This is a genomic window from Pseudomonas sp. SWRI179, assembly GCF_014268705.1.
Lineage (GTDB): Bacteria > Pseudomonadota > Gammaproteobacteria > Pseudomonadales > Pseudomonadaceae > Aquipseudomonas > Aquipseudomonas zanjanensis.
The window spans coordinates 119,699-146,085 of sequence record NZ_JABWRA010000007.1; the positions used below are offsets into that span (position 1 = coordinate 119,699).

Annotated in this window: 21 protein-coding genes; 4 read left to right on the forward strand and 17 right to left on the reverse strand. The window is 59.2% G+C overall.

The window, feature by feature from the left end; all coding sequences use genetic code 11:
- Positions 1 to 13: 13 nt before the first annotated feature.
- The 5 genes from flgD to HU767_RS06115 form a co-directional block, all read right to left on the reverse strand.
- Entirely contained in the window at positions 14 to 736 is a 723-nt protein-coding gene (gene flgD / locus HU767_RS06095) for a flagellar hook assembly protein FlgD (RefSeq protein WP_186707044.1), read from the reverse strand.
- A gap of 15 nt (positions 737 to 751) precedes the next feature.
- Positions 752 to 1,195: a flagellar basal body rod protein FlgC gene (gene flgC / locus HU767_RS06100; protein WP_039591882.1), complete on the reverse strand. Its 444-nt coding sequence runs from the start codon at positions 1,193 to 1,195 to the stop codon at positions 752 to 754.
- Between the two features lie 3 nt (positions 1,196 to 1,198).
- The gene (flgB, locus tag HU767_RS06105; protein WP_186707045.1) at positions 1,199 to 1,606 is read right to left on the reverse strand and encodes a flagellar basal body rod protein FlgB; all 408 of its coding nucleotides are present in this window, start codon (positions 1,604 to 1,606) and stop codon (positions 1,199 to 1,201) included.
- A gap of 353 nt (positions 1,607 to 1,959) precedes the next feature.
- Positions 1,960 to 2,787 (reverse strand): protein-glutamate O-methyltransferase CheR, encoded by an 828-nt coding sequence (cheR, locus tag HU767_RS06110; RefSeq protein WP_186707046.1) that lies wholly within the window; start codon positions 2,785 to 2,787, stop codon positions 1,960 to 1,962.
- Between the two features lie 58 nt (positions 2,788 to 2,845).
- On the reverse strand, positions 2,846 to 3,772 hold the full coding sequence (locus HU767_RS06115; protein WP_186707047.1) for a chemotaxis protein CheV: 927 nt from the start codon (positions 3,770 to 3,772) through the stop codon (positions 2,846 to 2,848).
- A gap of 78 nt (positions 3,773 to 3,850) precedes the next feature.
- On the opposite strand from HU767_RS06115, the gene flgA reads away from it, so the two are divergent.
- The 4 genes from flgA to HU767_RS06135 all read left to right on the forward strand — a co-directional run bounded on the left by flgA (position 3,851) and on the right by HU767_RS06135 (position 6,456).
- A complete protein-coding gene (flgA, locus tag HU767_RS06120) occupies positions 3,851 to 4,615 on the forward strand; it encodes a flagellar basal body P-ring formation chaperone FlgA (RefSeq protein WP_186707048.1) in 765 nt (254 codons plus the stop codon).
- 172 nt (positions 4,616 to 4,787) lie between these two features.
- Complete coding sequence (flgM, locus tag HU767_RS06125; protein ID WP_186707049.1) at positions 4,788 to 5,102, forward strand: flagellar biosynthesis anti-sigma factor FlgM; 315 nt, start codon at positions 4,788 to 4,790, stop codon at positions 5,100 to 5,102.
- Positions 5,103 to 5,149: 47 nt separating this feature from the next.
- The gene (locus HU767_RS06130) at positions 5,150 to 5,617 is read left to right on the forward strand and encodes a flagellar protein FlgN (protein WP_186707050.1); all 468 of its coding nucleotides are present in this window, start codon (positions 5,150 to 5,152) and stop codon (positions 5,615 to 5,617) included.
- Positions 5,618 to 5,709: 92 nt separating this feature from the next.
- Positions 5,710 to 6,456, forward strand: coding sequence for a flagellar brake protein (locus tag HU767_RS06135; protein ID WP_186707051.1), 747 nt, complete (start codon positions 5,710 to 5,712; stop codon positions 6,454 to 6,456).
- Positions 6,457 to 6,612: 156 nt separating this feature from the next.
- On the opposite strand, the gene HU767_RS06140 is transcribed toward HU767_RS06135, so the two are convergent.
- The 12 genes from HU767_RS06140 to HU767_RS06200 all read right to left on the reverse strand — a co-directional run bounded on the left by HU767_RS06140 (position 6,613) and on the right by HU767_RS06200 (position 26,343).
- Positions 6,613 to 7,968 (reverse strand): MFS transporter, encoded by a 1,356-nt coding sequence (locus HU767_RS06140; RefSeq protein WP_186728822.1) that lies wholly within the window; start codon positions 7,966 to 7,968, stop codon positions 6,613 to 6,615.
- A 70-nt stretch (positions 7,969 to 8,038) separates the two neighbouring features.
- Positions 8,039 to 9,280 (reverse strand): glutamine synthetase family protein, encoded by a 1,242-nt coding sequence (locus tag HU767_RS06145; protein WP_186728860.1) that lies wholly within the window; start codon positions 9,278 to 9,280, stop codon positions 8,039 to 8,041.
- A 340-nt stretch (positions 9,281 to 9,620) separates the two neighbouring features.
- Entirely contained in the window at positions 9,621 to 10,313 is a 693-nt protein-coding gene (locus tag HU767_RS06150; RefSeq protein WP_186728824.1) for a HAMP domain-containing sensor histidine kinase, read from the reverse strand.
- Positions 10,306 to 11,913 carry a tetratricopeptide repeat-containing response regulator gene (locus HU767_RS06155; protein ID WP_186707053.1) on the reverse strand — a complete coding sequence of 536 codons (1,608 nt, stop codon included), beginning with the start codon at positions 11,911 to 11,913 and terminating at the stop codon, positions 10,306 to 10,308. The genes HU767_RS06150 and HU767_RS06155 overlap by 8 nt, the downstream gene beginning before the upstream one ends.
- 452 nt (positions 11,914 to 12,365) lie before the next feature.
- Entirely contained in the window at positions 12,366 to 12,593 is a 228-nt protein-coding gene (locus HU767_RS06160) for a hypothetical protein (protein WP_186707054.1), read from the reverse strand.
- A 51-nt stretch (positions 12,594 to 12,644) separates the two neighbouring features.
- Positions 12,645 to 13,514, reverse strand: coding sequence for a hypothetical protein (locus HU767_RS06165; RefSeq protein WP_186728826.1), 870 nt, complete (start codon positions 13,512 to 13,514; stop codon positions 12,645 to 12,647).
- 53 nt (positions 13,515 to 13,567) lie between these two features.
- On the reverse strand, positions 13,568 to 14,182 hold the full coding sequence (locus HU767_RS06170) for a GAD-like domain-containing protein (protein WP_186728828.1): 615 nt from the start codon (positions 14,180 to 14,182) through the stop codon (positions 13,568 to 13,570).
- 51 nt (positions 14,183 to 14,233) lie between these two features.
- The gene (locus tag HU767_RS06175; RefSeq protein WP_186728830.1) at positions 14,234 to 14,860 is read right to left on the reverse strand and encodes a hypothetical protein; all 627 of its coding nucleotides are present in this window, start codon (positions 14,858 to 14,860) and stop codon (positions 14,234 to 14,236) included.
- Between the two features lie 57 nt (positions 14,861 to 14,917).
- A complete protein-coding gene (locus HU767_RS06180) occupies positions 14,918 to 15,274 on the reverse strand; it encodes a hypothetical protein (protein WP_186728832.1) in 357 nt (118 codons plus the stop codon).
- Positions 15,275 to 15,574: 300 nt separating this feature from the next.
- The gene (locus HU767_RS06190; RefSeq protein WP_186728836.1) at positions 15,575 to 16,288 is read right to left on the reverse strand and encodes a hypothetical protein; all 714 of its coding nucleotides are present in this window, start codon (positions 16,286 to 16,288) and stop codon (positions 15,575 to 15,577) included.
- A gap of 489 nt (positions 16,289 to 16,777) precedes the next feature.
- The gene (locus tag HU767_RS06195) at positions 16,778 to 17,224 is read right to left on the reverse strand and encodes a hypothetical protein (protein WP_186728838.1); all 447 of its coding nucleotides are present in this window, start codon (positions 17,222 to 17,224) and stop codon (positions 16,778 to 16,780) included.
- Complete coding sequence (locus HU767_RS06200) at positions 17,221 to 26,343, reverse strand: hemagglutinin repeat-containing protein (RefSeq protein ID WP_238349419.1); 9,123 nt, start codon at positions 26,341 to 26,343, stop codon at positions 17,221 to 17,223. Before HU767_RS06200 ends, HU767_RS06195 begins: the two co-directional genes overlap by 4 nt.
- Positions 26,344 to 26,387 lie beyond the last annotated feature (44 nt).

The window sequence follows — 26,387 nt, forward strand, 5'->3', positions numbered from 1 at the left end:
CGGTTAGTCGGCTCTACATACCAATAGTTTGTACTTTGGACAGGGCAATGCTGCCCAGCCCGGCCAGGTTGAGCATCAGCTCACCGCCCGTCTGGCTGATCGTCACGCTGCTGACCGTGGCCGGCAGGTTGGTGATCAACGACGTGGCCTTGCCATCGATGGTGGTCGAGGCCGCGAAGGTGTACGTGCCCGACTCGACCGTCGTGCCCGCGTCGTTCTTGCCATCCCAGATGAAGGCGGAGTTGCCGGCCTTCTGGCTGCCCAGGTCGATAGTGCGGACGGTCTTGCCATCCTTGTCCATGATCTTGACCGAGAGGGAAGACACTGCCGCCGGTACCACCACCGTGCCGTTGAGGCTCTTGGAGGTGTCGACCACGGCCTTGTCACCGGGCGCGATCACCGAGCGACCGACCAGGGACGAAGCCTGCAACGCCTGGGACGAGTTGTAATTGCCAGCGATGCCGCTGACGGTGTCGTTGAGCGTGGTGATGCCTTCCAGGCTGCTGAATTGCGCCAGTTGGGCAACGAATTCACCGTTGTCCTGTGGCTCCAGCGGGTTCTGGTTTTTCAATTGGGTAACGAGCAGTTGCAGGAACGCATCCTTGCCCAATTCCTGGTTGCCGCTCGCCGCATTGGTCGCCGCGCCCAGGCCATCGGTCGTGGTGTTGGTCTTGACCGAGGAGTTGGCCAGAATCTCGTTGAGGCTCAAACCGCCTGTTGTACTGGTGACGCTCATATGAATCGCCCCTTATCACTGACCGAGGGTCAGGACCTTCTGCATCATGGTTTTGGCGGTGTTCATCATTTCGACGTTGGTCTGGAACGAACGACTGGCGGAAATCATGTCGGCCATTTCTTCGACGACGTTGACGTTCGGGTAGTAGACATAACCCTTGGCGTCCGCGGCCGGATGGTTTGGCTCATAACGTGCTTCGAGGTTGCTCTGGTCTTCGACCACGCCAAGCACTTGCACGCCCTGCCCCGCCGCGTCCTGGTCCTGGAACAGCGAGTCGCTGCCGCCGGACTGGCCGCCCTGGAACATGGTGGCGAATACCGGGTGGCGGGCGCGGTAGGTCTGGTCGATGCTCGACGAGACGGTCTCGGCGTTGGCGATGTTACTGGCGACGGTGTTCAGGCGAGTGGTCTGGGCACTCATGGCACTGCCGGCGATGTTGAAAACGCTCGCGATCGACATGGCTTACTCTCCACGCAGGGCCGATACCAGCCCTTTGAATTTACTGTTGAGCAGGGTGAAGCTGGCCTGGAAGTTCACGGAGTTTTCCGCGTAGTTGGACTGTTCCAGTTGAGCGTCCACGGTGTTCTGGTCGATCGACGGCTGCATCGGCGTGCGATACATCAGCGATTCGTCGCCGCTGCCCACGCCTTCGGCTTCGATATGACGATTGTTGGTCATGTTCAAGGCGAAGTGGCCGTTCTTGGTCTTCTCGTTCTGCTCGGCGAGCACCTTGGAGAAGTCCAGGTCGCGGGCCTTGTAGTTCGGGGTATCGGCGTTGGCGATGTTGTTGGCCAGGACTTCGGCACGCTGGGCGCGGAAGCTCAGGGCCTGTTCGTGGATACCGAGCGCTTTATCGAAGCTGATGCTCATGTCGGAAACCTTTGGGTGACCAGAATGTACGTACGATGGCTTTAGCAAGCGTCGTGCCACTTTCAGAAACCCCGTAAACCGGGGCTTTGCGGGGATCGGCAAAGCGGCAATGCCAGAAAAGCGGCAATCGGCTTCCGCTGGCTGCCGCTTTTCTGCCGCTTTCCAAGGGCAGTGATATTCAAATTGTGGGAGCGGGCTTGCTCGCGAAAGCGGTGTGTCAGTGACTGTTATCTTGACTGACACACCGCTTTCGCGAGCAAGCCCGCTCCCACAGGGGACTGTGGTGGATTAGAGAAAACCGGCAGGCAAAAAAAACGGGAACCCATGGGGCTCCCGTTCTTTTACAAAGCCAATCACTTCGCCTGGTAGATGATCCCCGGGCTGCACTGGACCATCTGGTAATGATCCGGCAAACCGTTCAACGCCTCGGAGGCGCCGAGGAACAGGTAGCCACCCGGCTTGAGCGTGCCATGGATACGCAGCAGGATGTCTTTCTTCACTTCGGCGGAAAAGTAGATCAACACGTTGCGGCAGAACACGATGTCGAACTTGCCCAGGCTGGCGTAGCTGTCCAGCAGGTTGAACGAACGGAACTCGACCCGGCTCTTGATCGGCGCCTTGACCACCCACTTGCCCGGCCCTTTCGGGTCGAAGTAGCGTTGCAGGCGGTCCGGCGACAGGCCACGGCCGATGGCCAGGCTGTCGTACTCGCCGGTCTTGCAGTTATTGAGCATGGTGCCGGACAGGTCGGTGGCAACGATCTGCACGCCACCTTTCAGCTGGCCCAGGTTGGTCCGCTCGAACTCATCGATCGACATCGACAACGAATAGGGTTCCTGGCCCGACGAACAGGCCGCCGACCAGATCCGCAGGCGCTGGCCCGGGCTGGCCTTGATGGCCGCCGGCAGCACTTTGTTCTTCAGCACCTCGAATGGATAGGTGTCACGAAACCACAGGGTTTCGTTGGTGGTCATCGCGTCCACCACCATCTCGCGCAAGCCGCTGCGCGGTTGGGTCTGGATACGCTGCACCAGCTCGCCCAATGACTTGAGGCCCTGTTGTTCCATCAATTTATTGAGACGGCTCGACACCAGGTACTGCTTGTTTTCACCAAGCAGGATGCCACAGGCTTTTTCCAGGAAGACCCGGAACTGTTCGAAATCCAAATTACCCGTAGACAAGATACCGCCTCTTTCATCGTGTTGACTTGCCGGGCGCACAACGCACCCGACCTCTACTTTATTCTGCTGCCTTGATCCGATCGACGACCCGGGACGCCAGGTCATCGGGGCGGAATTTCGCCAGGAAATCGTCGGCACCGACCTTCTTGACCATCGCCTGGTTGAAAACACCGGACAACGAAGTATGCAAGATGATGTGCAGCTTTTGCATACGCGGGTCGCTGCGGATTTCCGAAGTCAGGGTGTACCCGTCCATCTCCGGCATCTCGATGTCGGAGATCATCATCAGGAACTCTTCCTCGGGCTTCTTGCCCTCGTCGACCAGCTTGCGCAGGTAATCCAGCGCCTGTCGCCCGTCGTTCAACGCCACCACATCGACGCCGACCGTTTGCAGGCAACGAGTGACCTGCTTGCGGGCCACCGAAGAATCGTCGACGGTCAGCACCCGCAGCGAAATCGCCTTGTGCTGGGTCTCGGCGTCCACCACGCCCGCGGAGATCGCTTCCGGCGTGGGTGCCACTTCGGCGAGGATTTTCTCCACGTCGATGATTTCCACCAACTGGTTATCGACCCGCGTCACCGCCGTCAGGTAGTGATCGCGACCGGTGCCCTTGGGCGGCGGATGGATCTCTTCCCAGTTCATGTTGACGATGCGTTCCACCGAGCGCACCAGGAAACCCTGGGTCTTGGTGTTGTACTCGGTGATGATCACAAACGGATTGCTCTGGTCCAGCAGCCGACCGGAACCGGTCGCCATAGCCAGGTCGAGAATCGGGATGGTCGCACCCCGGATATTGGCCACACCGCACACGACGGGGCTGGACTTGGGCATCAGGGTCAGCTTGGGGCATTGCAGCACCTCGCGGACCTTGAATACGTTGATCCCATACATTTGTTGGCCGTCGAGACGGAACAACAACAGCTCCAGGCGATTCTGACCGACCAGCTGAGTGCGCTGGTTTACCGAATCCATTACTCCCGCCATGCCCTGACTCCTACCTAACGCTAATGTGTCCGACGCGCATTCATCACTAAACGGCACGGGGCTTGCTATTGAACCGGCATGAACGCACAAACGACATTTTCTCGACGCCTGACCACTCACTGCCGCCACTGGCTCGGTGCACTGTTGGCTGCCTGCCTGTTCACCTCGGGTGGTCCTGCCCTTGCGGCGGTTCCGGTTACCTTGCCTGATCTCCTTATCGGCGTCACTCAGGGCTTTCTTGAATTCACCGTAGAAGACTATCTGGCAACCAGTCAAACCGAAGGTCGTTACGAAATCGAAGTCAACCAGCTCGACCCGCGCCTGCGCATGCCCATGTGTGACAAGGAATTGACTGCTTCCCTGGAGAGCCCGGCCCGGCCCCTGGGTCGCGTCACGGTGAAGGTCCGTTGTGACAGCGCCGCGCCCTGGACGGTGTTCGTGCCCGCTCAAGTGCGCCTGTTCCGGGAAATTGTCACCACCACCCGTCCGCTCAAGCGGGCCGGGATCGTCGAGCCACAGGACGTCATGTTGCGCGAGCGCGACATCAGCCAGATCACCCAGGGTTTCCTGACCTCGGTCGATCAGGCCGTCGGGCAGAAACTTGTCCGACCAATGGTCGCCGACCAGGTCGTAACCCTGGTGCATCTGGAACAGGCCGAGGTGGTCCGCAAGGGCGACCAGGTGGTTATCACTGCCCGCAGTGGTTCCCTGGCCGTGCGGATGCCCGGCGAGGCCCTGTCCAATGGCGGCATGCGTGAACAGATACGAGTAAAAAACCTTAACTCCCAGCGCGTCATCAAGGCGCAGGTGATGGCCCCAGGCCAAGTGGAAGTAGCGATGTAATGACCTGGTAAAGGAGGTAGAAAGCTGGCGCTTGATCCCGGTGTTCCCTAGACTGTGCCTTATGCAAAGGCAAGCGCAGACGTGCGCACGTTCATTGAATAAATGAGCCTAAAGTTTTTTTGGGAATGGCCGAAAACATGGCAAGCGTCCAAATACCCAGAGGTTTTTTACCATGGTCATCGATTTCAATCGTTTAAACAGCTCTTCACCGCTGACAGGCACTACGCGTACCAGCGCCACCAAGGAAACCGTCGAAACCGACAAATCCGCGCCGCTGTCCACGCCAGCCGAAGTCAGCAACGGGGAGTCGGTACACCTCAGCAATGAGGCTCAGCAGTTGCAGAAGCTCACTGACAAGCTGCGCGATCAACCTGTCGTCAACAACGCCCGCGTGGCCGAGTTGAAAGCAGCCATCGCCGATGGCAGCTACAAAGTCGACAGCAACCGCGTAGCCAGCAAACTGCTCAACTTCGAAGCCCAGCGCTAGGCCGCCGCCTGCGCCAGGCTTTTGGACGCTAAGACCCAAGGCCAGCCATGCACGACACTCAATTATTGCAACTGATCATCGACGATTTCGTACCAGCGCAACAATTGCTGGAGTTATTGCAGGCCGAATCCGTGGCCCTGCACGGTCGTGACATGCCTTTGCTGGAAAACATCCTGGCGCAGAAACAGGCACTGATCATCTTGCTCGACCAGCATGGCCGCAAGCGCAGCGAGATCCTCGCCAGCCTCAACCTGCCCGCCAATCATGACGGCCTCGAGCAATTGGCCGGTCAGTCGACCGTCGGCGATCAGTTGCTGTCCCAGAGCAAGGTGCTCAACGACCTGCTCGCCCAATGCCAGGCCACCAACGCCCGTAACGGCCAGTCGATCCAGATGCAGCAGGCCGCCACCGCCAACCAATTGCGCATTCTCAACGGCGGCGAGATCCCGACACTGTATGACGCCAGCGGTTCGACGGCCAGAATGGTCAAGCACCGTCCGCTCAGCCAGGCATGAAACGAACTATGCCTTCGCTCTATCAACGCGCGAAACATGCTGGCAAAATGCTAGCCATTCGTAGTCGTATTTTGCCTGGAGATTGACCCACCGTGTTCAATGCCTCAAACGCGGATGATGCTCCGCAGCCACCCAAGGTCCTTACCACGCCCCTGGAAATCTCCGGCAACCTGCGGATGCTGCAAGATAGCCACGACCCGCTGATCATTACGTTCCATGAACGTACCCAGCGCTTTCAAAGTTATCTGGTCAATGTCGATCGCGAGACCAACTCCATCGCCCTGGATGAAATGATTCCCCGGGACGGCGAGCGTTTCCTACTGGCCGGCGAGCCGTTTCGCGTCGAGGGCTTCCATGACGGCGTGCGCATCGCGTGGGATGGCAAGGGCCCGCTGACCATCGATGAATCCAGCGACGGTCGCTGCTACCGCGGCGCCCTGCCCGACGAGGTGGTCTACCACCAACGTCGCAACGCCTTCCGCGCCGCCTTGAAGCTGGCACAACTGGTGAGCGTTGAACTGGGCGGCGACAAGATGAAGTCCCCCGTAGAAGGCAAGCTGCTGGACATTTCCGCCACCGGTTGCAAGTTGCGTTTCGACGGCGATATCACCGAGCGACTGCAATTGGGCCAAGTGTACGAGCGCTTCGTCGCAGCCCTGCCGTTTGGCAACATGACCGCCCCCGTCGAGCTGCGCTACCTGCACTTCGAAGAACGATTCAACACCACCTTCGCCGGCGTACGCTTCCACAACATCAGCGGCCTGGTGCAACGGCAAGTCGAGCGGTTCGTCTACCAGCTCCAGCGCGAAGCCCGCCGCTTCGACAAAGACGACCTCTGATCCTCAAGGCATAAAAAACGGGCAGTCCCTTGCGGTGACTGCCCGTTTTTTTATGCCTGCCCTGGACGGTTTCACTTCGATCCAAGTGTTGTTGTGTTTGGGCTCACCTCATCGCGAGCAAGCTCGGCTCCCACACTGGCTCTCCAGTATTCAAGCTCAAGGCCTGGCCTGGGTAAAACTGGGGCCATCGGGCTCTTCGGTTTCCGCAGCGGCTTCGGCGGCCGGCTCAGGCTCCCCGTCCGGATTGGGCGATGTCTGCATCTGCTCCTGAACGACCTGCTCGTCGACCCGCGGATCAAGGCACGCCACCAAGGGCGAGCTGGTCATGTTGTCCGGCATGGCCACATGGTGCAGCGGCGCATCATCGACCTGATGCAGATTGGTGACCGCTTTCGGCCGAATCCGCCACACGAGCACCAACGCAAACAAAGCGAAGAAGCCATACAGCATCTGGCTGCCGTACAGCTTCATCAGCACGCCGGCCACCAATGGGCCGATACTGGCGCCCACGCCGTAGGTCACTAACAGCATCGCCGTGAGCGACACCCGGCGATCGCCCTCGACGTGGTCGTTGGAAAACGCCACCGCCAGCGGGTACAGGCAAAACTGCACCAACGAACAGCAGAACCCCGCGACGAACAATATTTCCAGCGGAACCTTCGACAAGATGGCCAGGGGCAATGCACACACCGCCAGGGCCAGAGCGAAGCAGCGGATCAACAGTGCGCGGTCATAACGATCCGATAGCCAGCCCAGCGGCCACTGCACCAACAGGCCGGCAAAGATGCAGCTACCCATGAACAGGCCGACCTGTTCGGTGCTCAGGCCCTGCTGGGAGGCGTAGAGCGGCGCCAGACCGTAGAAGGAACCGACGATCAGCCCCGAGCCCAACACCGTGGTCAAAGACTGTGGCACGCGTTTTATAAAGAAACGCGGCTCCATCGGTGCCGGATGCAGCGGTGCCGGGTGAATCCGCCGGGTCAGCGCCACCGGCACCAGGCACAGGGCGAAACACAGCGCCACCAGCATCAGCAGTTCCAGGCCCAGGGCGGGGTGCATGACCAGGATCAACTGCCCCAGTACCAACCCCAGGTACGAGGCAATCATGTAGCCGCTGAACACCACACCGCGCTGCTTGGCGTCGGCCTGTTCGTTGAGCCAGCTCTCGATGACCATGTACTGGCACATCATGCCGAGGCCAACGATCATCCGCAGCACGATCCAGGCCGGCAGCCAGTTCACCAGGCCATGGCCCAGCACCGCCGCCCCGACGATCCCGGCACAGGCCGAGTAGGCGCGGATGTGTCCGACACGGGCGATCAGCCGGTGACCGATCTTGCCGCCCAGCACTAGGCCGAAATAGTTGGCGGCCATCAGCGCACCGACCCAGAGGCTGTCCACATGGTCGGCGGCCAGGCGCAAGGCCAGGTAAGTACTCAAGAGGCCCGAGCCGATCAACATCATCAGCGAGGCGAAATAAAGCGCTCGAAAAGGTTTCCAGATTTGGCGCATCGGCGTTCCGAGCGGCTCCTTGAGGTAAGTAAGGGCTATCCGTTGAAGATAGCCCGAATGCGACGGTTCGTTAGGCCTGGGCCGCGAGGACACGCCGCTCCCAGGGCGTGATTTCGTCAAAGAAACTGGTCAGTTCCAAGGTCTTGGAGGCGATGTAGCCTTCGATGAACTCCGTGCCGAACAGTTCCTTCGCCAGATGACTACGCTTCAGACGCTCCAGGGCGGCATGCAAGGTACATGGCAGTGATAGATTATCCGGCACTTCGAATTCGCCCTGGATCGCCGCGCTCGGCTCCAAGCGATGTTCGATCCCATACAGCCCGGCGGCCAGGCTGGCGGCAATCGCCAGGTAGGGGTTGGCATCGGCCCCGGGCAAGCGGTTCTCGACCCGTCGGGCCAGCGGCGAACTGGCGGGAATCCGCAACCCGGCCGAACGGTTGTCATGGGACCAACAGGCATTGTTCGGCGAAGCGAATGGATGGCACAGGCGTTGGTAGGAATTCACGTTCGGCGCGAACAACGCGGTGAAGTCCGCCAGGCACGCCTGTTGCCCGCCGATGAAATGCCGGAACGTGGCCGTCGGGTCGCCCGCGTCGTCACTGAACACGTTGCGGCCGCTGTCCACCTCGACGACGCTCTGGTGGATATGCATCGAGCTGCCCGGCGTGTGGGCCAGGGGCTTGGCCATGCAGACCACGGTCAGGCCGTGCTTGAGCGCCACTTCCTTGAGCAGGTGCTTGAACAGGAAGGTCTGGTCCGCCAGCAACAAAGGGTCGCCGTGCAGCAGATTGATCTCGAACTGGCTCACGCCCATTTCGTGCATGAAGGTGTCGCGAGGCAAGCCCAGCGCCGCCATGCAGGCATAGACTTCGCTGAAGAACGGGCGCAGGCCATTGTTGGAACTGATGCTGAACGCCGATTGGCCGTCTTCGCGACGTCCATCCAGGCCCAGCGGCGGCTGGAACGGCTGGGTCGGGTCCGGATTGGGGGCGAAGACGAAAAATTCCAGCTCGGTCGCGACCACTGGCGCCAGGCCAAGGGCCGCATAACGCGCGACAACTGCCTTGAGCTGGCCGCGTGTCGACAGCCGGGAGCTTTCACCGGTCAGTTCGTCAGCGTCACAGATCGCCAGGGCACGGGGCTGTTGGCTCCAGGGCAAGCGGTGGATCTGTTTCGGATCGGCCACCAGCGCCAGGTCGCCGTCGTCGCTGCCGTAGAAACGCGCCGGCGGATAACCGCCCATGATGCATTGCAGCAGCACGCCCCGCGCCAACTGCAACCGCCGGCCTTCGAGGAAACCCTCGGCGGTCATCACCTTGCCCCGCGGCACGCCGTTCAAATCCGGCGTGACACATTCAATCTCATCAATGCCCGTCAGTCGCTGCGCGAGTGAACGCTGGCCATCGGTTGTCATGACGCAATCCTTGTTATGTGCGAGCCGCGAACGGCAACCCGTACAAAATAGGCTCCGGCTGTTCGGAATATCAAGCGCCCACAAACAATAAACACGAGTGCGGGGAATGTGAGGTCCAGTGTGGGAGCGGGCTTGCTCGCGAAAGCGGTGTGTCAGTCAGCATAAGTATGACTGATGTACCGCTTTCGCGAGCAAGCCCGCTCCCACAGGGGATTTGTGGTGTTTTTTTAGGGCACGCTCAGGGCAAGTAAAGCCGGAACACCCCACCGCCCAACACACCGCCATTGGCAATCTCGGTCCGCCCGCTCACGCCGCCGCGCTGGTGCAGTCCGGCGATCCGTGCGGCGAAATACAGGCCCAGCCCGGTGCTGCCGCTGCTGTGGTTGATGCCTTGCACATACTCGGCCTGACGCTCGATCATCTCTGGCGGGTAACCTTCGCCGTCGTCGTTGATGGTCAGCACCAGTTGCCCGGCTTCGTCGCTCACACTGATCAACAATGCCTGGCGCGCATGGCGAATGGCGTTGTTGATGCAGTTGTCGAGCACCGACGCCACCAACTCGCGGTCGAAAAAGCCCAGCGGGCTGAGCGGATCGACGTCGAAGGTGGCCATGATCCCACGGCTGCGGAATACATCCTGATGGCCAGCCAGTTGCGCCTCGATGAAGTCATCCAGCTCATGGTAGGCCGGGTGCAACGGCAACTGGTTGACGCCGAGCTTGTACAACCCCAGCAACTGCACCATGAGGCCATTGAGATGGGCGAACTCGAACTCGATGACGCCCTGCTCCGAGGTCTGTCGCTCGGATTCGGGCAAGCGCTCGAGCCATTGCCCATGCGCCTGCATGAGCAAGGTCAGGGAGTTTTTCATGTCATGCACGGTCGACGCGATCACCGTGGAAAAATCGAGTGCCTGTTCGCTGTCATTCATCGCCAAATGCCTTGCTTCGCAGTTTTTGATAACGCGCAAAACGCGCATCGGTGTCGGGCATCATGCCCACCAGTTTCAGGCAGGCGCGGCACTCCTGCAGCAGTTCCGACTCCACAGTGGTGTCGGTGCCATGCAGCAGCGATTGCGCCATGTTCAGGGCAATACTGATGTTCTTCGGTTGCATCTTCAGGGCGCGGCGGAACAGCTCTCGCGCCTCCGGCAATGCGCCAGTCTTGTAGACCCGCACGCCTTCGCGGTTCAACTCGGCGGCGGCGTTGCCCTGGTTGAGGATGTTCGGGTCATCGGTGAGCTTGGCGATGCCTTGCATCACCGTCGGGTCATCGCCGTAGATCTCCGCGCAGTTCTTGAGCATCGACTCGCCGGCGCTGGTCTGGCCAAGCATCTGCAACTGCTTGGCCACCAGCAACGCGGCCTCGGCGCTCATGAACTGCTCCATGCCATCGAGGCGCTGCAAAGCCTGCTCGGTGAGCTTTTCGGCGGTTTCGGCATCGTTGAGCAACAGGCTGGTGGCCTTCATCAACCGCGCCCGGACCTGCAACCCCGGGTCGTTGAGGTTCTCCTTCGCCACGGCGCTGAGGGTCGTGTTGATCTCCAGCCGCGTCCGGGTGTCGAGGCCTTTTTCGCTGCCCTTGCTGATCAGCGCATGGGCCAGGCCGAGGTTGCTTTCCGGGTCCTTGAAGCGCGACTGCGCGCCCTGCCCGACCGCTTGGCGATAGGCCCGGGAAGCCGTGTCGAAGTCTTCGTTGGTCATCGCCAGCTTGCCCAGCAACGACTGACGGCGCACCGCCAGCGGCGACAGGCGCACCGCCTCTTCCAACACGTGCTGCGCCTGCTTGGTGTCGCCTTCGGCCATCAACACTTCGGCCATGCCGTCGTACAACGCCGGCATCATTGGAAAGACTTTCAGGGCTTTTTCATAAACGGCCTTGGCCTGCGTCACCTGGCCGCGCTTGAACATCAACTTACCCAACCCCGCGTAGGCCCACGGCAACGGGCGATCGGCGATGATCGAGTTGTACAGCCGCTCCAGGGCCTCATTCTGATTCAGGTCGCGCAACGCATCGGCGCGATAACGCAGGCACAACGGCCCGTAGCGCGGGTCCTGCTTGCACAGGGCGATGCAGGCATTGAGCACTTCCATCGGCTTGCCACGATCGAGGGCTTGCAGGATCGGCTTGAGCAAGGTCTTGCGCTGCTCGAGCCGCTCCAGCCGCTGGGCCAAGCCGGAGCGGTTGAATGGCTTGGTCAGGTATGCATCCGGCTCATGCTCCAAGGCACTGAGCACCATCGCCTGACTGGTCTCGGCGGTCACCATGAGGAAGACACTTTCATGGCTGATCAACTTCTCGACCATCAGGTCTTCAAGCACCTGCTGGCCATTCTTGCGCCCGTCGCCCAGGTGGTAGTCCTGCAGGATGAAGTCATAGCGTTTCTGCGAGCACATGCGCAGCGCCACTTCACCGGTGTCGGCGGTGTCCACGTCCTTGACGCCCAGCTCACGCAGCATGGAGCGGATCGAACTGCGGAAATCCGAGAAATCATCGACGATCAAAAAGCTTTTTTGGTGGTACGCCAGCATCGAGGATGTCCAGGCAAGTAAAAAAATAACCCAATGGCATAACAACGAAACGCCGTGTCACAACCCCGAGGCGCGCAGATGATAGTCACCAGCCAGCAACGTTCAAGGGATTTCAGCACCCGCTTGGCCTGGCTGTGTCGTGACGCACATTGCGAGCCGAAACGCAGGAGACAACCGGGCTCATCAGGTTATCGGCAGGCGATGGCGTTCCGTTAAGAGGAACATGGGGAGAAACCAAGTACGGAGGACTGGTCGAACACCCGTGGCGAGGGAGCTTGCTCCCGCTGGACCGCGCAGCGGACCTGTTTGTTTGGCGGCTGCTGCGCACCCGAGCGGGAGCAAGCGCCCTCGCCACGATCAGCAGATAACCTCTCCCTCGCCATTCACGCCCTTGAATAACATTCCAGAGAGCTCCGCTCGCTCCAGCCGAAGCTTCACTTCCTCGCTAACGATCAATGCAATGCAGTCCTGGCTTTTTCGCTCAGGATCGGCACAGAGGCATATCCAGCCAAGGAAAAATCCAGGCTCACACCTTCCTCACGTACCTCAAGGGCGTAGGTACACGGCTCCATGTACTCAGAAGGGGGGTCGATGAAGAGCCAGTTGTTGCAATGTTTGATATCGCCCAGATACCAGCGCTCAGGAAACCGCACGTCTTCCCGCAATAAGTAATACTTCATTTCAGCCCACCGCATGTCATTGCTTAACTGAAAAAAGGGTCGCGCCTGCGTCTAAAGCCCGAAGAAACGCTCGTAGGCCGTTTCCACTCGGACAGCAAGCTGATCAGGAACGGTGACCAGGTTTTCTAGCGCAGCCGTCTCTGCGGACATCAACGGACTCGACACCGCTGGAGCAGTCAAACCCAGTTGCTGTCGGACCTGGAGAATCGCGTGGATCTCTAAAGGCAACAGATCGAAAGGCGCATGCTTGAACTCAGGATCCCAGGCCCCACCGTTGTCTTCAGCGTTGGACAAGTGATACCGACAAAGCGCTTCCAACGCATCAGCTAGCCCTCGCTCATTTGTCCATTCGTCTATCACGTTTTGATAAATCCCCAGATCCATCGACTTGATCTTCGGAAGCGCAGCACCTTGCGAATAGACTGAATAAAGCCAGAGCATGAAAGGTTCAAATCGACGCCGTTCAAGACAGCTCGAATCGACGGCGCCTTTGACGGACAACATTCCGGCAAGCACATCGGCCACGGATGCAGCCAGATCACGACGATCCACCGCGATCAACCCGGCCAGCAAGCACCCCGCAATGCTCAACTGGTTAGTCAGGTTGGGGACGGTTTGGATGCCCTGAAGAAAAATCGTTTTGGAGAAAGCCTTGGCCTTGAGCATCAGCGCCCAATAACGGTACATCATCGAGCGCGAGACCTGCTCCCAGCCAGAAGCCTCTCCGTCACTGATCGCGACTTCGCCCCGAATGCCGTAATAAGTCGCCAGCATCCCCAACGAGTCAGCCACATTGTCCAATCCGCTTAATGAGTCGCTGGCCAGATCCTCATCGATAAAATCAAGCTCTTGAGCCGTCAGGCCTTCCGACTGTGACAGCCAGCGCCGGTGCTGATGAAGCCGGACGTTGATTGCATCCATTTCGATATGTTCCTTTTACACCAGTACAACGCCCTTCCGCTTACTGTGCCCACTCAGGAACGCATCTGTCGAAGGCTCGTTAAGTGAATTTCTAAATTGCACTTAACCAACTGATCCAGCGAAGCCGTTCCTCCAACAAACAATGCTGGCTCAAAACCGTAGACCTCATGCTCGTCAAGTGCACCCAACTTTTCCAGGGCTCGCTCAAATAAAAACTCACCTTGACTATCCTCCAGATCATAGCGTTCCTTATCAGACATAGCGAAAAATGTCTGGATGGCTAGATCCGGATTTTTATTAGGTACTTTCAACTTATTCATCAACGCGACGATAGACCCCGTCGGGCATGAAACAACAATTTTCTGATTGTATTTCTCGCCCCAAGCATACAGCGCTCCAAAAGCACTCCGGGCAATAACGTGGTAATTGTCTATCTGCGAAAGTTCAGTACCGGCTAACCACATATCGAGCAGGCGCTTGTAATCGTCTGGGTCCACCGTCCAGAAAAGTCCATTGGCATACCCACACCAACCTTCTTTCTGCCAATAGGTGAGCAACGCGTCCGGTAGTATCCCTCGATATTTCACAATATGGGAGCCAGGCACCTGCCGATGTGATGTTGCTTCACCCATTACACCAATGAAACACTCAAAATCTTCGTCGCGCACCCTGTGCCTCCCGTAGCTCAACACCAAATTTTATTTACTGACCTGGCCGCCTTATTCCTGGTTAGCCACTAAGAAGCCGCTTTCAGTGAGAGCACACCTTCCGCCAGCCCGCCAGAATTTGAAATAGGGCGCCAAATCAATATCAAACTTAAACAACGGCTGCCCAATATACCAAGCGAGATAGTAGTCTGCAGCCAACCCATAGAGTGCCTCAAACAGCGCATACACCTGCTCGCTCTCAGATACCCTACTCCCCCTGACTGCATCCCCGATCTCATCAAACAACCAGTAATGAGGAATATCTTGCTGAAGCGCACCTTGCATACATTGCGCATCAACAAAAAGCACCTGAGCATTATGGCAAATCTCGAAAATTTCGGAATCACCAAGCACACCACATACCCTTTCCTGCTCCTTTAACCACTCCCGACCTAACTGACTCAACTGGTTTTTCTCCACCCTACATTTAGGCAAGAGATAAAGAGAGTTATCCATCTCTCCAGCGGTGAGAACGCGCCCTGTTCTAACAATCAACTCTTCCGTAAAAGGAAAGTAGCTAAATATTCGCTCAAGCTCCTCAGCACTACCGTGCACGCTTAACAAACCTAGAAAATGAGACTTATCAAAAAGTGTTTCACCTTCACAGAAGGCACACCATTCCGACAACAAAGAGCTCATCGCTAATTTCTTCCAACTTCTGGCAGAGGCGAAAATAAATTCCCGCAACCATAGCCTTCACTCTTCATCCCAAAACTTCCCGGGTGGTGCATATTCACCATTTCTCAAGATAGCACACCAACCAAAACTCCTATAAAACATCTCAAGATCAATTATTTCATAAACCCCATTCCCAACGCCCTTCAGGGTAATCAAACCAGAAGCATGATGCGTGTACTGCCCCCCCGCCCCTGCAACAGCTCTTAACTCCAATTCTTTCCGATCCCACTCCAACACTACTCCAGACGATTCGGGAATAGTCTCAGCAAAAAAAACCTCAAACTCGCTGGCTATCTTGCATACACAGGGAATCCGTTCCTGTCGGAGCAGCTCATCCGTAACTAAATTTTTGAGAAATTCAATTTTCAACTTCATTGCAACGCACTCCGAGGCACAACAACCACACCTGAAAAATTTTTCTCAAAGGTAGTAACAGGACTAAAATACTGACTGCCATGCGGATCACGAATGGCAACAACTGGGGTATTATTTTTTGTTGTAACTCCATCCACGACAACAAAGTGCGAAAAATCAGAGCCTCCGGACTTATCAAAAATAAGCAAAGGGGACAAGAAAAGGGGACAGATTTATTTGGAAACCTAGAAATTAAACAATCCGCCCTTTCCAATAAATTAATCCGCCCCCCCTTTTCCCGCTTTTCCCCAGATATGCCCTCTAGACCAGCCCCAAGATCGGCTTGATCTGTTCATTCATTTCTACAAAAGTCTCATAGGACATGTCCGGGTCATCATTGAGAACCAAATAAACCCCATCCATCAGCCGAACCGCCATACGACACTTGCCTTGCAGTCGTGCAATGACTTCATCAGGGCCATAGCCTAGAGCACGCTGACAAAGGGCTGCATCCCAGAACTGGGCAGGAAATAGCGTATAAATATTGTTACGCCCATCAACATCTATAGTTTTATCCTGACGCAACCGATTGTAAGCCAAGTTATCATCATTCAACCCGCCTTGATAATACAGACCATACAAATCATAGGACACATGAGCCTTATACCCCTTAAACGCCTCAATCACTTTTAGCAAGTGCTCATTCACAACAAGCTTATAATCAATAGCCTTGTTTGATATTTTAAATCCAAAACGCAAGTGCTCGTCATAGGAGGCCCTATCCTCATATAGGTATCGATCACCACGATACGCATAGTCCCCCACAAACCGAAGCCCTCTGATGGGAAGCTTAACAGTATAGGTAGCAATCAACCCGTCGCCGCAACTCGGGGCGGCAGGAAGCTCAAGACCTGCGAACCCTAAAGGAGCACCAATACGAGACATCCTATCCATGACTTCAGCATGCCGCTGATCTATAGATAAAGCTCTGTCAGGACACGCACAAAACCATAGCTCTATATCTGCTGCACTCATGGGATTCTTGCCCTAGCATTAGAAAAAAGGGGATGGTTTTATTTAAGAAGCGATTAAATAAATCCGTTCCCTTTTCTCTTTTCCAATAAATAAATCTGTCTCCTTTCCCTGGTCACCGCACGAGCGTCACTCGAGATGCTCGTCCATCCTGATGCGTTTGTTGCTGTAAAACTCGCATCATTTGCTGCTGGTGCACCGCTCCCCGCTACTTTGGTTTCACCAGACAGCAGTCTAATCGCAGGTCCTTTTGGACCGACTTACAGCTTGATAAAGGCAAAAACCTCTCTAAAGACACTTTCAATATCTGGCGACGCGTCAAGGTGAGCAAGCGCTTCGTTCGGGGTTAAAGGCATGTCGTAAGGCTCAAAACCTCGACGGACGGCAACACCATACAATGCATACTCGTCACCATCCGAATGTTCCCAATGGGGCACATAGTACCGGCGCAAACGTGCGCCGGGTATCAGCCAAAGTAAAAACAGCTACCAATTAAGACTTTGGCAAGACCAAAAGTACGGATCTAAAAATATGAGACCCATCATCAACCGCTGATGATGCCTCATATATTGCTTCGGCCGCCGCCGTAAGCGAATCCTCTCCGCCGGCTAAGGACAGCGCCGATACAGCGCGTGCCTGGCTAAATAGCTGAAGGACTTTTACATCTGAGCTCTGCCCCTCCCCCATACTGTCTTGCAAGTCAAAATACTGCTCATCTAACTGCGCAGCTAAATCATCTAACCTAGAAACCTGTTCAGTCGTGAGCTTATTACCAAGACATAGTTGTCTAAGGGATTCGATAACAATAGGCACGTCCACTGGACAGGCCTGAAAAACAAGCTCGCAGGCTACTTTTACCGCACTTCGCCGCTGCTCTTCACTGGCGACTTTTAGCTTTTCAACGAGGTTTTTATCAACCGTTTCTAAACGCATAATCATTGCTTAACCTTTGGCGGTGGTTTTAATGGTGTTGACACATTGGCCCCTGTCGGCTCAATCACATTCTGACATGATACACAGACAGGTCGTGTGGCACCAATATCAACAACTTTTAGTCCGTTAGCATTGGCATAATTGACAATGTCTGCCTCTGCGTGACCAGTCCCAACAACTATTTTCTCGCCTTCTTGCAAGCTCACTCCAGGACGAAGATAACCACGAGGTTCACTTGTACTGATTAGAACAGAGCGAACACCATTTGCATCCTCTACCACAGCAACACCCATAGTTATTCGACCTTGAGAGTTCGCAGGTATTTGTGACTGAATTTCACTTACACGATTTTGGATAAGGCTCGATGGGTTGTCGTAGGCAAGACCTCGCTCTAGAGTTGGACCTGCGCCTTTTCCTCCAACACTATACTCCCCCGCATTCTCGACAACCTTCCCATTAACGGTCGTCGTGCCAGGGCCATACCCCCCCTCAAGCTTCTTGCTATACGCCCCCTCCACGCTGGTCCAGTTCATCGGCTTACCGGCCGACACTTCAGCTTTGGCAATGTTGGCCATATCGGCCATTTTTTCAAGCTCTTTGGCCCCCACCTTGATCCCGGTTTTCGCCAGCGCCACGCCGCCCTTGGCCGCCGTGCCCACGCCCGTGGCGATGGTGCCGACTTGCCAGACCAGCTCGCCAATATCCTGGCCCAGTTGCACGGCACGTTCGTCGCCGCCGTGTTCAAGGGCGTCTTCGATACGTGCGATTTTGGCTTTGGCGTCACCGACCATTTCATCGCCTAATCTTTGGCGCGCCTCGGGATCGTCGATCAAGGCTTTGATACCTTTGATCCCTTCAACCGGATTGAGGAGGAATTGCGCCAAGCCTTCGACGTCGCTCCAACCCGCCTGCACCAAGCCTTTGCCCACGCCGAAGCGGGTCAGGACGTCTTGTTTCTGATTGATGTACGCCCACTTGGCGATCACTTGCGCCTTGGCCCCTAAGCCGTCAGCTGCGTCGTATTCCTTCTCCGCCTGAACCAGTTGCTGGGTCGCCAGCCAGTTGTTGTCCACTGCGGCACCGGCCGCGCTGTTGGCGGTAGCCGGGTCGAGCGAGGAGCTGGTGGCGGCCAGCCCGGTGACAATGCTGACGATCAGGTTGCGCTTGGCCTCACGCTGGGCTTCGCTTTCATCGGGGCTGGCTTCGGAGAACAGACCAGTGAGCAGGCTCGACGCCGCCGCGCCTGCAGCACCGCTGCCACAACTCTGGCTGCTGGCGGCGGCGCCCGCGCAGGCGACGATGCCGTGCAGGGCGGCGTGCAGCGGCGAGCCTTCGGTGAGTTTGCCGTCCGCCACCAGGTCACCGATGTAGCCGGCGCCCTGCTGTTGCAGGTAGTTGACCACCAACCCTTGGACGAACGCACTGTTGCCGCCACTGATGTTGCCGCTGGCCGCGCCCACCAGGGCGGTGGTGATCTGCCGGTAGGTGCCGCCCGCGCCCCACTTGTCGGCGATGCCGCTGGCTTCGGCATTCAGCCGCTGAGCGCTGCCGAGCAGCGCCAAGCGTTCGCTGTCGGTGAGTTTGGCGTTGGGGTCCAGGGCCGCAGCCTGAGCTTTCTCGGCCTGTTTGCGCTTGAGGTCGACTTCCTTGGCCTTGTTGGCGAGCAAGGTGCTGGCTTCGTTGGAGAACGCCCCGACGATCTCGAAACCGGCACGGATTTCGTCTTCGTCGAAGATCGGCTTGAGGGTGTTGGTGGTGTCGCGATCGCTGGAAACATCGCGGTTGAGGCTGGCGATAGTTTGCTCGCCGTTCTTGCCGGTGCGCTTCTGTTGCTCGGCGTCGTTGCTGATGACGATGGTGCCGCCACTGATGCCGCTGCGGGTGACGCTGCTGGCGTCGTCGCTGGCACTGATGGCGATCGGCATGGTGGCGCTGAAGTCGTTGTCGTTCTTCGGCAGGTCGGTGCCCGGGGTTTGCGTGCCGCCGCTGGTGGCGTTGCCCTGTTGGTCCTTGCCGACTTCGCGATAGCCACCACCGACGCTGACGGTGCTGGCGTCGTACTCGGCCTTGTTCTTGATGTCGCGGCTGGTGAGGCTGGCGGTGACCAGGCGATTCTTGCCGTCCTGCACGGCCTTGTCGCTGCTGGCGATGACAGCGCCGACCAGATCGGTGTTGCCCCCCACGCGAATGTCAAAGCCGTCGTCCCCGGCCTTGATGCCCGATTGCTCGGTCACGCTGGCGTAGTTGGAGTCGATATCCGTGGCACCGAAGCTGCCGCTGGCACCACTGATCGTACTCATGCCTAAGCAGAACGGCGGAATGCACAGGCTGATGCCAACGCCCAGGCTCTTCTCATCGACCACGTAGGTGTTGGTGTCTTGCAGGCTTTCGATGTTCAGGTCGCCGCCAACATCGGCCAACACTCGCTTGCCGCTGGCCACCGCGCCTTTGAGGTTGGTGTCACCGCCCGAGGACAGCAACAACTGGTTGCCCGCCTGGACATGGGTATTGGTGTGGGTGAGGCCATCGCCATCCGCCTGGCCACGGCTGCCGGATGCCCCCAGATCCAGGGTGAAACCGTTGCGAGCACCGAGAGAAAAGCCGATGCCGATGCTGGCGCTGCTGCCTTTGCTGTCGGTTTCCTGTTTGTCGATATTGCGCGCGGCGAGCAGGTTGATGTCACCGTCCGCCAGCAGGCTGGCGTTGCGGCCGGCCTTGATATCGCTGCCTTGCACGGTGATGTCGCTCGCGGCGCCAGCTCCCGTGGCGCGCAGGCGAACGTCGTTGCCAGCGGTCATGGTCGAGCCGGCCGCGCTGTCGCTGGTGTAGGTGGTGGTGCTTTCGTTCTTCTTGGTGCCCAGCGACAGGCTGATGTTGATCCCACCCACCGCGCCCGGGTCCATCGCCACGGCGGTAGCGGCATTGTTGGTCGCCAGTACGGCGGTGGCGGCGGCCAGGGCCTTCATGCGCCCGTCGTCGGTTTTTTCCGATGCCCGTTTCATTTGCTGGGACGTCTGGATCGCGCTGATCACCGGGTTGGTCACGGTAAGGGTGAACCCGGTCTGCTTGAATAGGGTTTCCCGTTCGCGCTCGCGGGTGTTGCGCGCCTCGACGACGTCGATGGTCTGCGCCGTGACGTCGATGTTGCCTTGTGGTGCCGATACCTGGCTGCCCACTTGGCGGTAGCCCTTGCCCGCTTCGATCAGCACATCACCGGTGGTCGAGCCGACCGTGCTCGCCACGGCCGTGTGCTCCGTGGTGAGGTCCTTGACGCTCTGTTGCTGGGTCCCCATGGTCACGGCGATGCCACCGCCGCTGAACAAGCCACTTTTCTTCACGGACTTGTCATGGCGTTCGCTGCTGCTGGCGGTGTCGGCCTCGATGTTGACGTTGTTGTCCGCCACCAGCACCGTCTGGGTCGTGGACACCACGTTGCTGCCCTTGAGGTTGATGTCGCGACCGGCCTGCACATAGGTCTGCTCGCCGCTCAGGGTGGAGCCTTCGACCGAGGTCTGGCTGATGGTGTCGCGGGTGGTGGTGGTCTTGCTGGAGAACATCCCGTTGCTGCCCTTGACCTTGTGGGCTTCATCGGCGAACTGGTAGTTCTGGCCGGCGGTCAGGTTGACGTCGCGCTTGGCCTCGGCAAACACCGCGCCTTGCTCGCTGGTGACCTGGGCGGCGCGGGCGTTGAGGTCCTGGCCGGCGCTCAAGCGCACGTCGCCCTGCCCTTGGATCTGGGCGCCGACCTCAGTCTGGCTGGCGTCCTTGCGCCAGTTGCTGCTGTTCCAGGTCAGCGCTTGCTCGTGGGCTTCGCCTACGGTGGCCAGGTTGATGTTCTTGCCCGCCTCCAGCAAGGTACTGCCGCCCTTGCCGGCATTGACCACCTGGGCTCCGGTGAGGTTGAGGTCGTTGCCGGCACTTACGCCCATCGTGCCTTGGGCGCCGCTGACGAACAGCCCGGCCACCCGCGACAGGTTGGTGCGGGTGCCTTGGGCACTGCTGCTGTCCCGGCTGCTGGAGATGACGTTGACGTCCTGCCCGGCCTTGAGCGACAGACTGTCCACGGCACCGATCAGGCCGCCGAGGTTGTTGAGGTTTTCCCGCGCGGTGAGCGAAACCTTGTCGGCCTGGATGCGCCCGCCGAGGTTTTCGATGTTCTGCGCAGTGATCGCCATGACACTGCGCCCGGCCAGGCTGCCACTGTTGACCAGGTCGCCGGCGATGTTCAGGTTCAACTGCTGCCCGGCAATCAGGGCGCCGGAGCCGTTGAGGTCGCCCTCCTGGACCCGTACGTACACTTGCGGCACCAGCACGTTGCGGGTGTCGCCGTTGGCCAGGGTGACCTGCTTTTGCACCAGCCAGACGATGTCACTGGTCAACTGGGCCATCTGCGCGGAGGTCAGGGCCACGCCGGGCACCAGTTGCCATTGGCTGGCGACGGTCACGGCGTTGTCGATCAGGGCGCGGTATTGCGCTTCGTCATTGGCGTAGCCGTCGAGGAAACGTCGGCCGGTGAGTTGCGCGATCTGTTCACGAATCAATTTCTGTTCGTAGAAGCCGTCGCCCAGGCGTTGTTGCGTCAGTGCCGGGTCGACTTGCAGGCGCTGCAACATGTAATCCGACGACAACCAGGTGCGGTAGCTGGCAAAACGCGGATCGGTTTCGATCAGGTAGCTGCTGGTGTTCTGCGGATTAGTGGTGAACAGGCTGTTGTTCGGCAATGCCAGGGAGGGCCCGCCACTGCGGATCTGCTCGGCCACGCCCTTGCTGTTGAGGGTGGTCTGGGCCGCGACCTGAACGATGGGCGCCACTTGAAAGGTCCTGTCGATCGGAGCGCTGACCGTGCCCGTGGCGGCGATCTGTGCGCCGACGCCCTGTGTGGCGCGGGCGCTGATCTGGGCGCCGGTACCGTTGCCGGCGGCGTTCTGGGCGAACACGGTCGGTTGCAGGGTGATGTCCTGGATCAACGGCGCAGGCGTATAGGCCGTGACGGCTGTTCCCTGACGGTCCCGACCCTTGCGCTGGATGCGATAGAAGCTCGTTGCCGTGCCGCTGTCGGTGGTGGTGCGCTGGCCGGTCAGTTCGGTGTTGGTCAGGCTGGTAATGTTGGCCTGCAACAACCCACCGGCAATGATGCGGCTCTTGTCGTTGAGCACATCCCCTGCATTGATCTGCATCGTCCCGCCCGAGAGGATCTGCGCCGGTGCCGAGGTGGCGATCTGGGTTTCCTGGACCACGCGAGTGTAGTCGTAGCGGTTCCAGCTATCTTTGCTCCCCTCAGGCGTGTTGAGGTAATTGACCTCGTTGTAGCCCACGGAAATCTGGTTGCCCTGGTAACGGTTCGGCGAACCGCTGAGCTGGAATTCCTGCAAGGCGGTGCGGCTGACTTCCACCTGTTGGGTACTGAAGTGTTCGTTGGTGTTGCGCACGCTTTGCACATCGAGCGACAGGTTGCCGAGGGCCTCGATGGTCGCGCTGGCGTTGGTCAGCAGTTGGGCCCGGTCCTGAGCCTTGTCAGTGGCGCTCAGCGCACCGCCAATGGCGAGGTCCCCGGCACTGAAGATCATCGCCTGCTCGCGGTTGTCCAGGGTGCCGGTGCCAATGTCCAGCGACTCGCGGGCGGCAATGGTCGCGGCGACGCCATTCTCATCGCGGTTGCTCAGAGCCGAAGTGGCAATCGCCAATCGGTCGCCGTATAGACGTCCCGTGCCCAGGTTATTGAGCGACAGCGCTTGCACACGCACTTGCTGGCCGTCGATCAGGCCACGGTTGGTCAAGCTGTCGTTGACGGTCAGGCGAACCTGGCCGGCGCTGATCTCGCCGCTGACGGCGTTGTCCAGGGTTTGCGAGCGCACCAGCAGGAGATTGCCCGCCAGCAGTTTTCCGCTGTTGTTGAAAGCCCCTTCGGTGCTCAGGTCAATCTTGCCATTGGCCTGTATCTGTCCGCTCAGGTCCAGGCCATTTTGCAGGCTGAACGTCAGGTCCCCCAGGCTCAGGGCTCGGCCGGTGCCCGAGTAATAGGCGGCGTTGAGCGACAACAGGCTGCCGGCGAGCAAGGTCCCGTCGAGGTTGTGCACCGCCTGGCGACGTTGCGCCGGATCGCGATCGGTGATGGTCAGGCCGGCCCCCGAGGAAATCAGGCCGCCCTGGTTATCCAGCGCTTGGCTGACGCCGATGGACAACCCTTGGTCGGCGCGCACGGCTCCGGCCTGGTTGCCGAAGGTGTCGAACACCAGGCTCATGGCACCGCCTTCAAGGCCCTGATTGGCACCTTGGGTGGCGCTGTTGTCGAGCACGCCGGCAGTCACGCCCAAGGTGCCCGCGCTGCGCACCAGTCCGCCCTGGTTGCTGAGCGTATCCCCCAGCGCCAACTGGACATCGCCGAGGCCCTGCAATTGACCGCCGCGGTTATCAACCCGGGCGCCTTCGACCTGTACGCTCTTCTGGCCAATGATCTGGCCGCCGCTGCCGTTGGTAACGTCGGTGGCCTTGAGCACCAGCGCGCCCTTGGCACCGAGGAAACCTGCGCTGTTGTTGAAATGGGCACTGTGGATTTCCACCGCGTCCTGGCCGCTGATGCCTTGGGTGGTGCCGGACTGAAGGTTGTTCAGCGCCTGGGTGCCGGTGTCGATGAACAGCTTGCCCTTAGCCTGGATCAGGCCCGCCGCGTTGCGCAATTCACCGCTGCGCAGGTCGAGGGTCGCACCGGCATTCAACGTGCCTTGGCTGTTGTCCATCAGCAGGCCGCGGCTGTCCAGGTCCAAGGCTCGGCCGCTGATGACCCCGCGCTGGTTGTTCAGGCCCTCGGCCGACAGCGTGATATCGCCCAGCGCTTCAAGGCGTCCGCCGCTGTTGTTCAGCGCATCCGCCGAGACGGTGACCTGCAACCCGGACTTCACCGACCCCAGCACGCCGTTGGTGTTGTTCAACTGTCCGGCGATGATCTCCATGCGCTGGGTGGCGGCGAGCGTGCCGCCGATATTGTCCAAGCGGTCGAACTTCGCGTGCAGCTCACCGTCGGCACTCACGGTGCCTTTGGCGTTATCCAGTGCCTTGCCGCTGACTTTTGTCGTCCCGCTGGCGGCCAGCGTGCCACCGCCGTTGTTGACCTCTTTGTCGGCCGTGACGGTCAAGGCACCGCCATCGGTGGCGAGGACTTTACCGCCCTGGTTGTTCAGCGCGCCGACCTTCAGCACCACTGCACCAGGACTGCTGACTTGCCCGGCCTGATTGTCGAAGCGTTCACGGGCAGTGACCTGCAACGGTTGCGCGCCGGTCTGGAGAATACGTCCACGCTGGTTGGACAACGTCGTGGTGTCGAGCGTGATCTGCTGGCCTTGGGTCAGGCCATTATCGACCACCACCTCGCGGGCCTTGATGCTCAATGTGCCATTACTCGCCAAGGTACCTTTGCTGCCGGCCAACTGGGTGGCCTGGATGTCCAGGGTGCCTTTGCCGGCGTGCTCGACCTTGCCCTTGCTGTTGTCGAGCCGGTCGGCGCCAAGTTTCAGGTTAGTGGCATTGGAGGCAATCCGGCCGTCGCTGTTGTCGAACGTGGCGGTGGCCTTGATCGACGTGTCGGCCGTGCCGGTCTGCACCAGCTCGCCGCCAACATTGGAAATATCCCGCGCGCGCATTTGCAGGTTACCTGCGGTGACCTTGGCCGTATCGGTGCGCAAGGTCTTGGCCGCTTTGGTATTCAGCACTTGGGTCGCATCGACCCGACTGCCAGTGAGGTTGGCATCGCCGGTGCTGGCCGTCAGGGTCACATTGCGGCCCAGGGTCTGGCTGCCGCTCAGGTCCAGGTCAGCCGCCTCGACGCTGACATCGCCGCCAGCCAGATTCTGGCCCTGCGCCTTGACGGTGGCGGCCCGTAGCGCGAGGTTGCCGCTGCTGCCCAGTTTGCCGTCCGCGCCGACGCCCGCCGCCAGGCTCGAGGCCGTGGTGCTGCGGATGGTCTTGGCGGTCAGCGTGGTGTGGGTCTGGCTGGCAACCGTGCCGCTGTTGTCGATGTCACCGGTGCTGTCGAGCCTCAGGTCGCCCTTGGCGTAGAGCGTGCCGCTGTTTTCAACGCTGGTGGCAGCAACCCGGGTCGCCGTTGTGCTGCTGATGGCGCCCTGGTTTTGCAACTTGCCGTCGGCGCTGATGACCACCTCGCCCGCCATGGCGCCGATCTGCCCGGCGTTGCGCACCCCCACGCCGGACTCCGTGCCCACCAGCATGATCTTCCCGGCATACATGCCGCCGAGCTTGGCCACGTCGATGGCAACGGTGGGTTTTTCTCCCTCGGCGCCTGGTAGCGGCGTGGCCTGGGTGTTGTCGGCATTGACCTGATTACGTCCGGCCGTAACCTTCAAGTCGTTGGCCCACACCCCGGCGTTGACTTGTACCGAACGGGCAATCAGATCCGTATAGTCGGCCTCGCGGGCGTCCAGGCCTTTGCCTTCGATGTTGATGGTCCCGCCCTGCACGGTGTAGCCGGTGATGCGACCGTTCTCCAACTGCGCCCGACCGGTGCTGAGGGTGGCCCGATCGGCGTTGATGAAGCCGCAACCGTTGCAGGTGATACCGGACGGGTTGGCGATCACCACTTCGGCGCGCTGGCCGGCGACTTCGACGTAGCCGCGCAATTGGCTGGGATTACTGGAATTGACTTCGTTGAGGATGACCCGCGCGCTGCCATTGCCCAACATCGGGTTGCCTTCGATCCAACCGCCCAGTTTCGTCTGGCTATTGCCCGCGCCATTGTTGAGGATTACCCCCCGGCCATCGACGTCGAACTGGTTGTAGGTGTTGCGCGAGACACCGCCAGCGCTAGGCGCGCGGATATTCACCTGCGGCGTGCCGTTGGCGCTTTGTATGATCACCGGTCGCTGGCCAGCCGGCGCGCCCGGGTCGGCGACGATGGTGCCGGCCCAGGTCGGCGCCACGCTCAAGGACACCAGGCCAATCGCTGTCATCAAGGCAAAGCGCAACGCTCCGAGTGTCGCCGTGCAAGCCGCTGCGCCCGCCGCCGGCCCGGAGCGGGTCCCCGGTGCCTTGACTTGGCTGGTAACGTTCTCGGCCACTACCATCAACAGTCCGCGAGCCTTGTTGAAAACGATTCGGTACAGATGCTTGTTCATAGCAATTCCATTTGCGGAGCCAGCCCGCACGAGCAGTGGTTGGA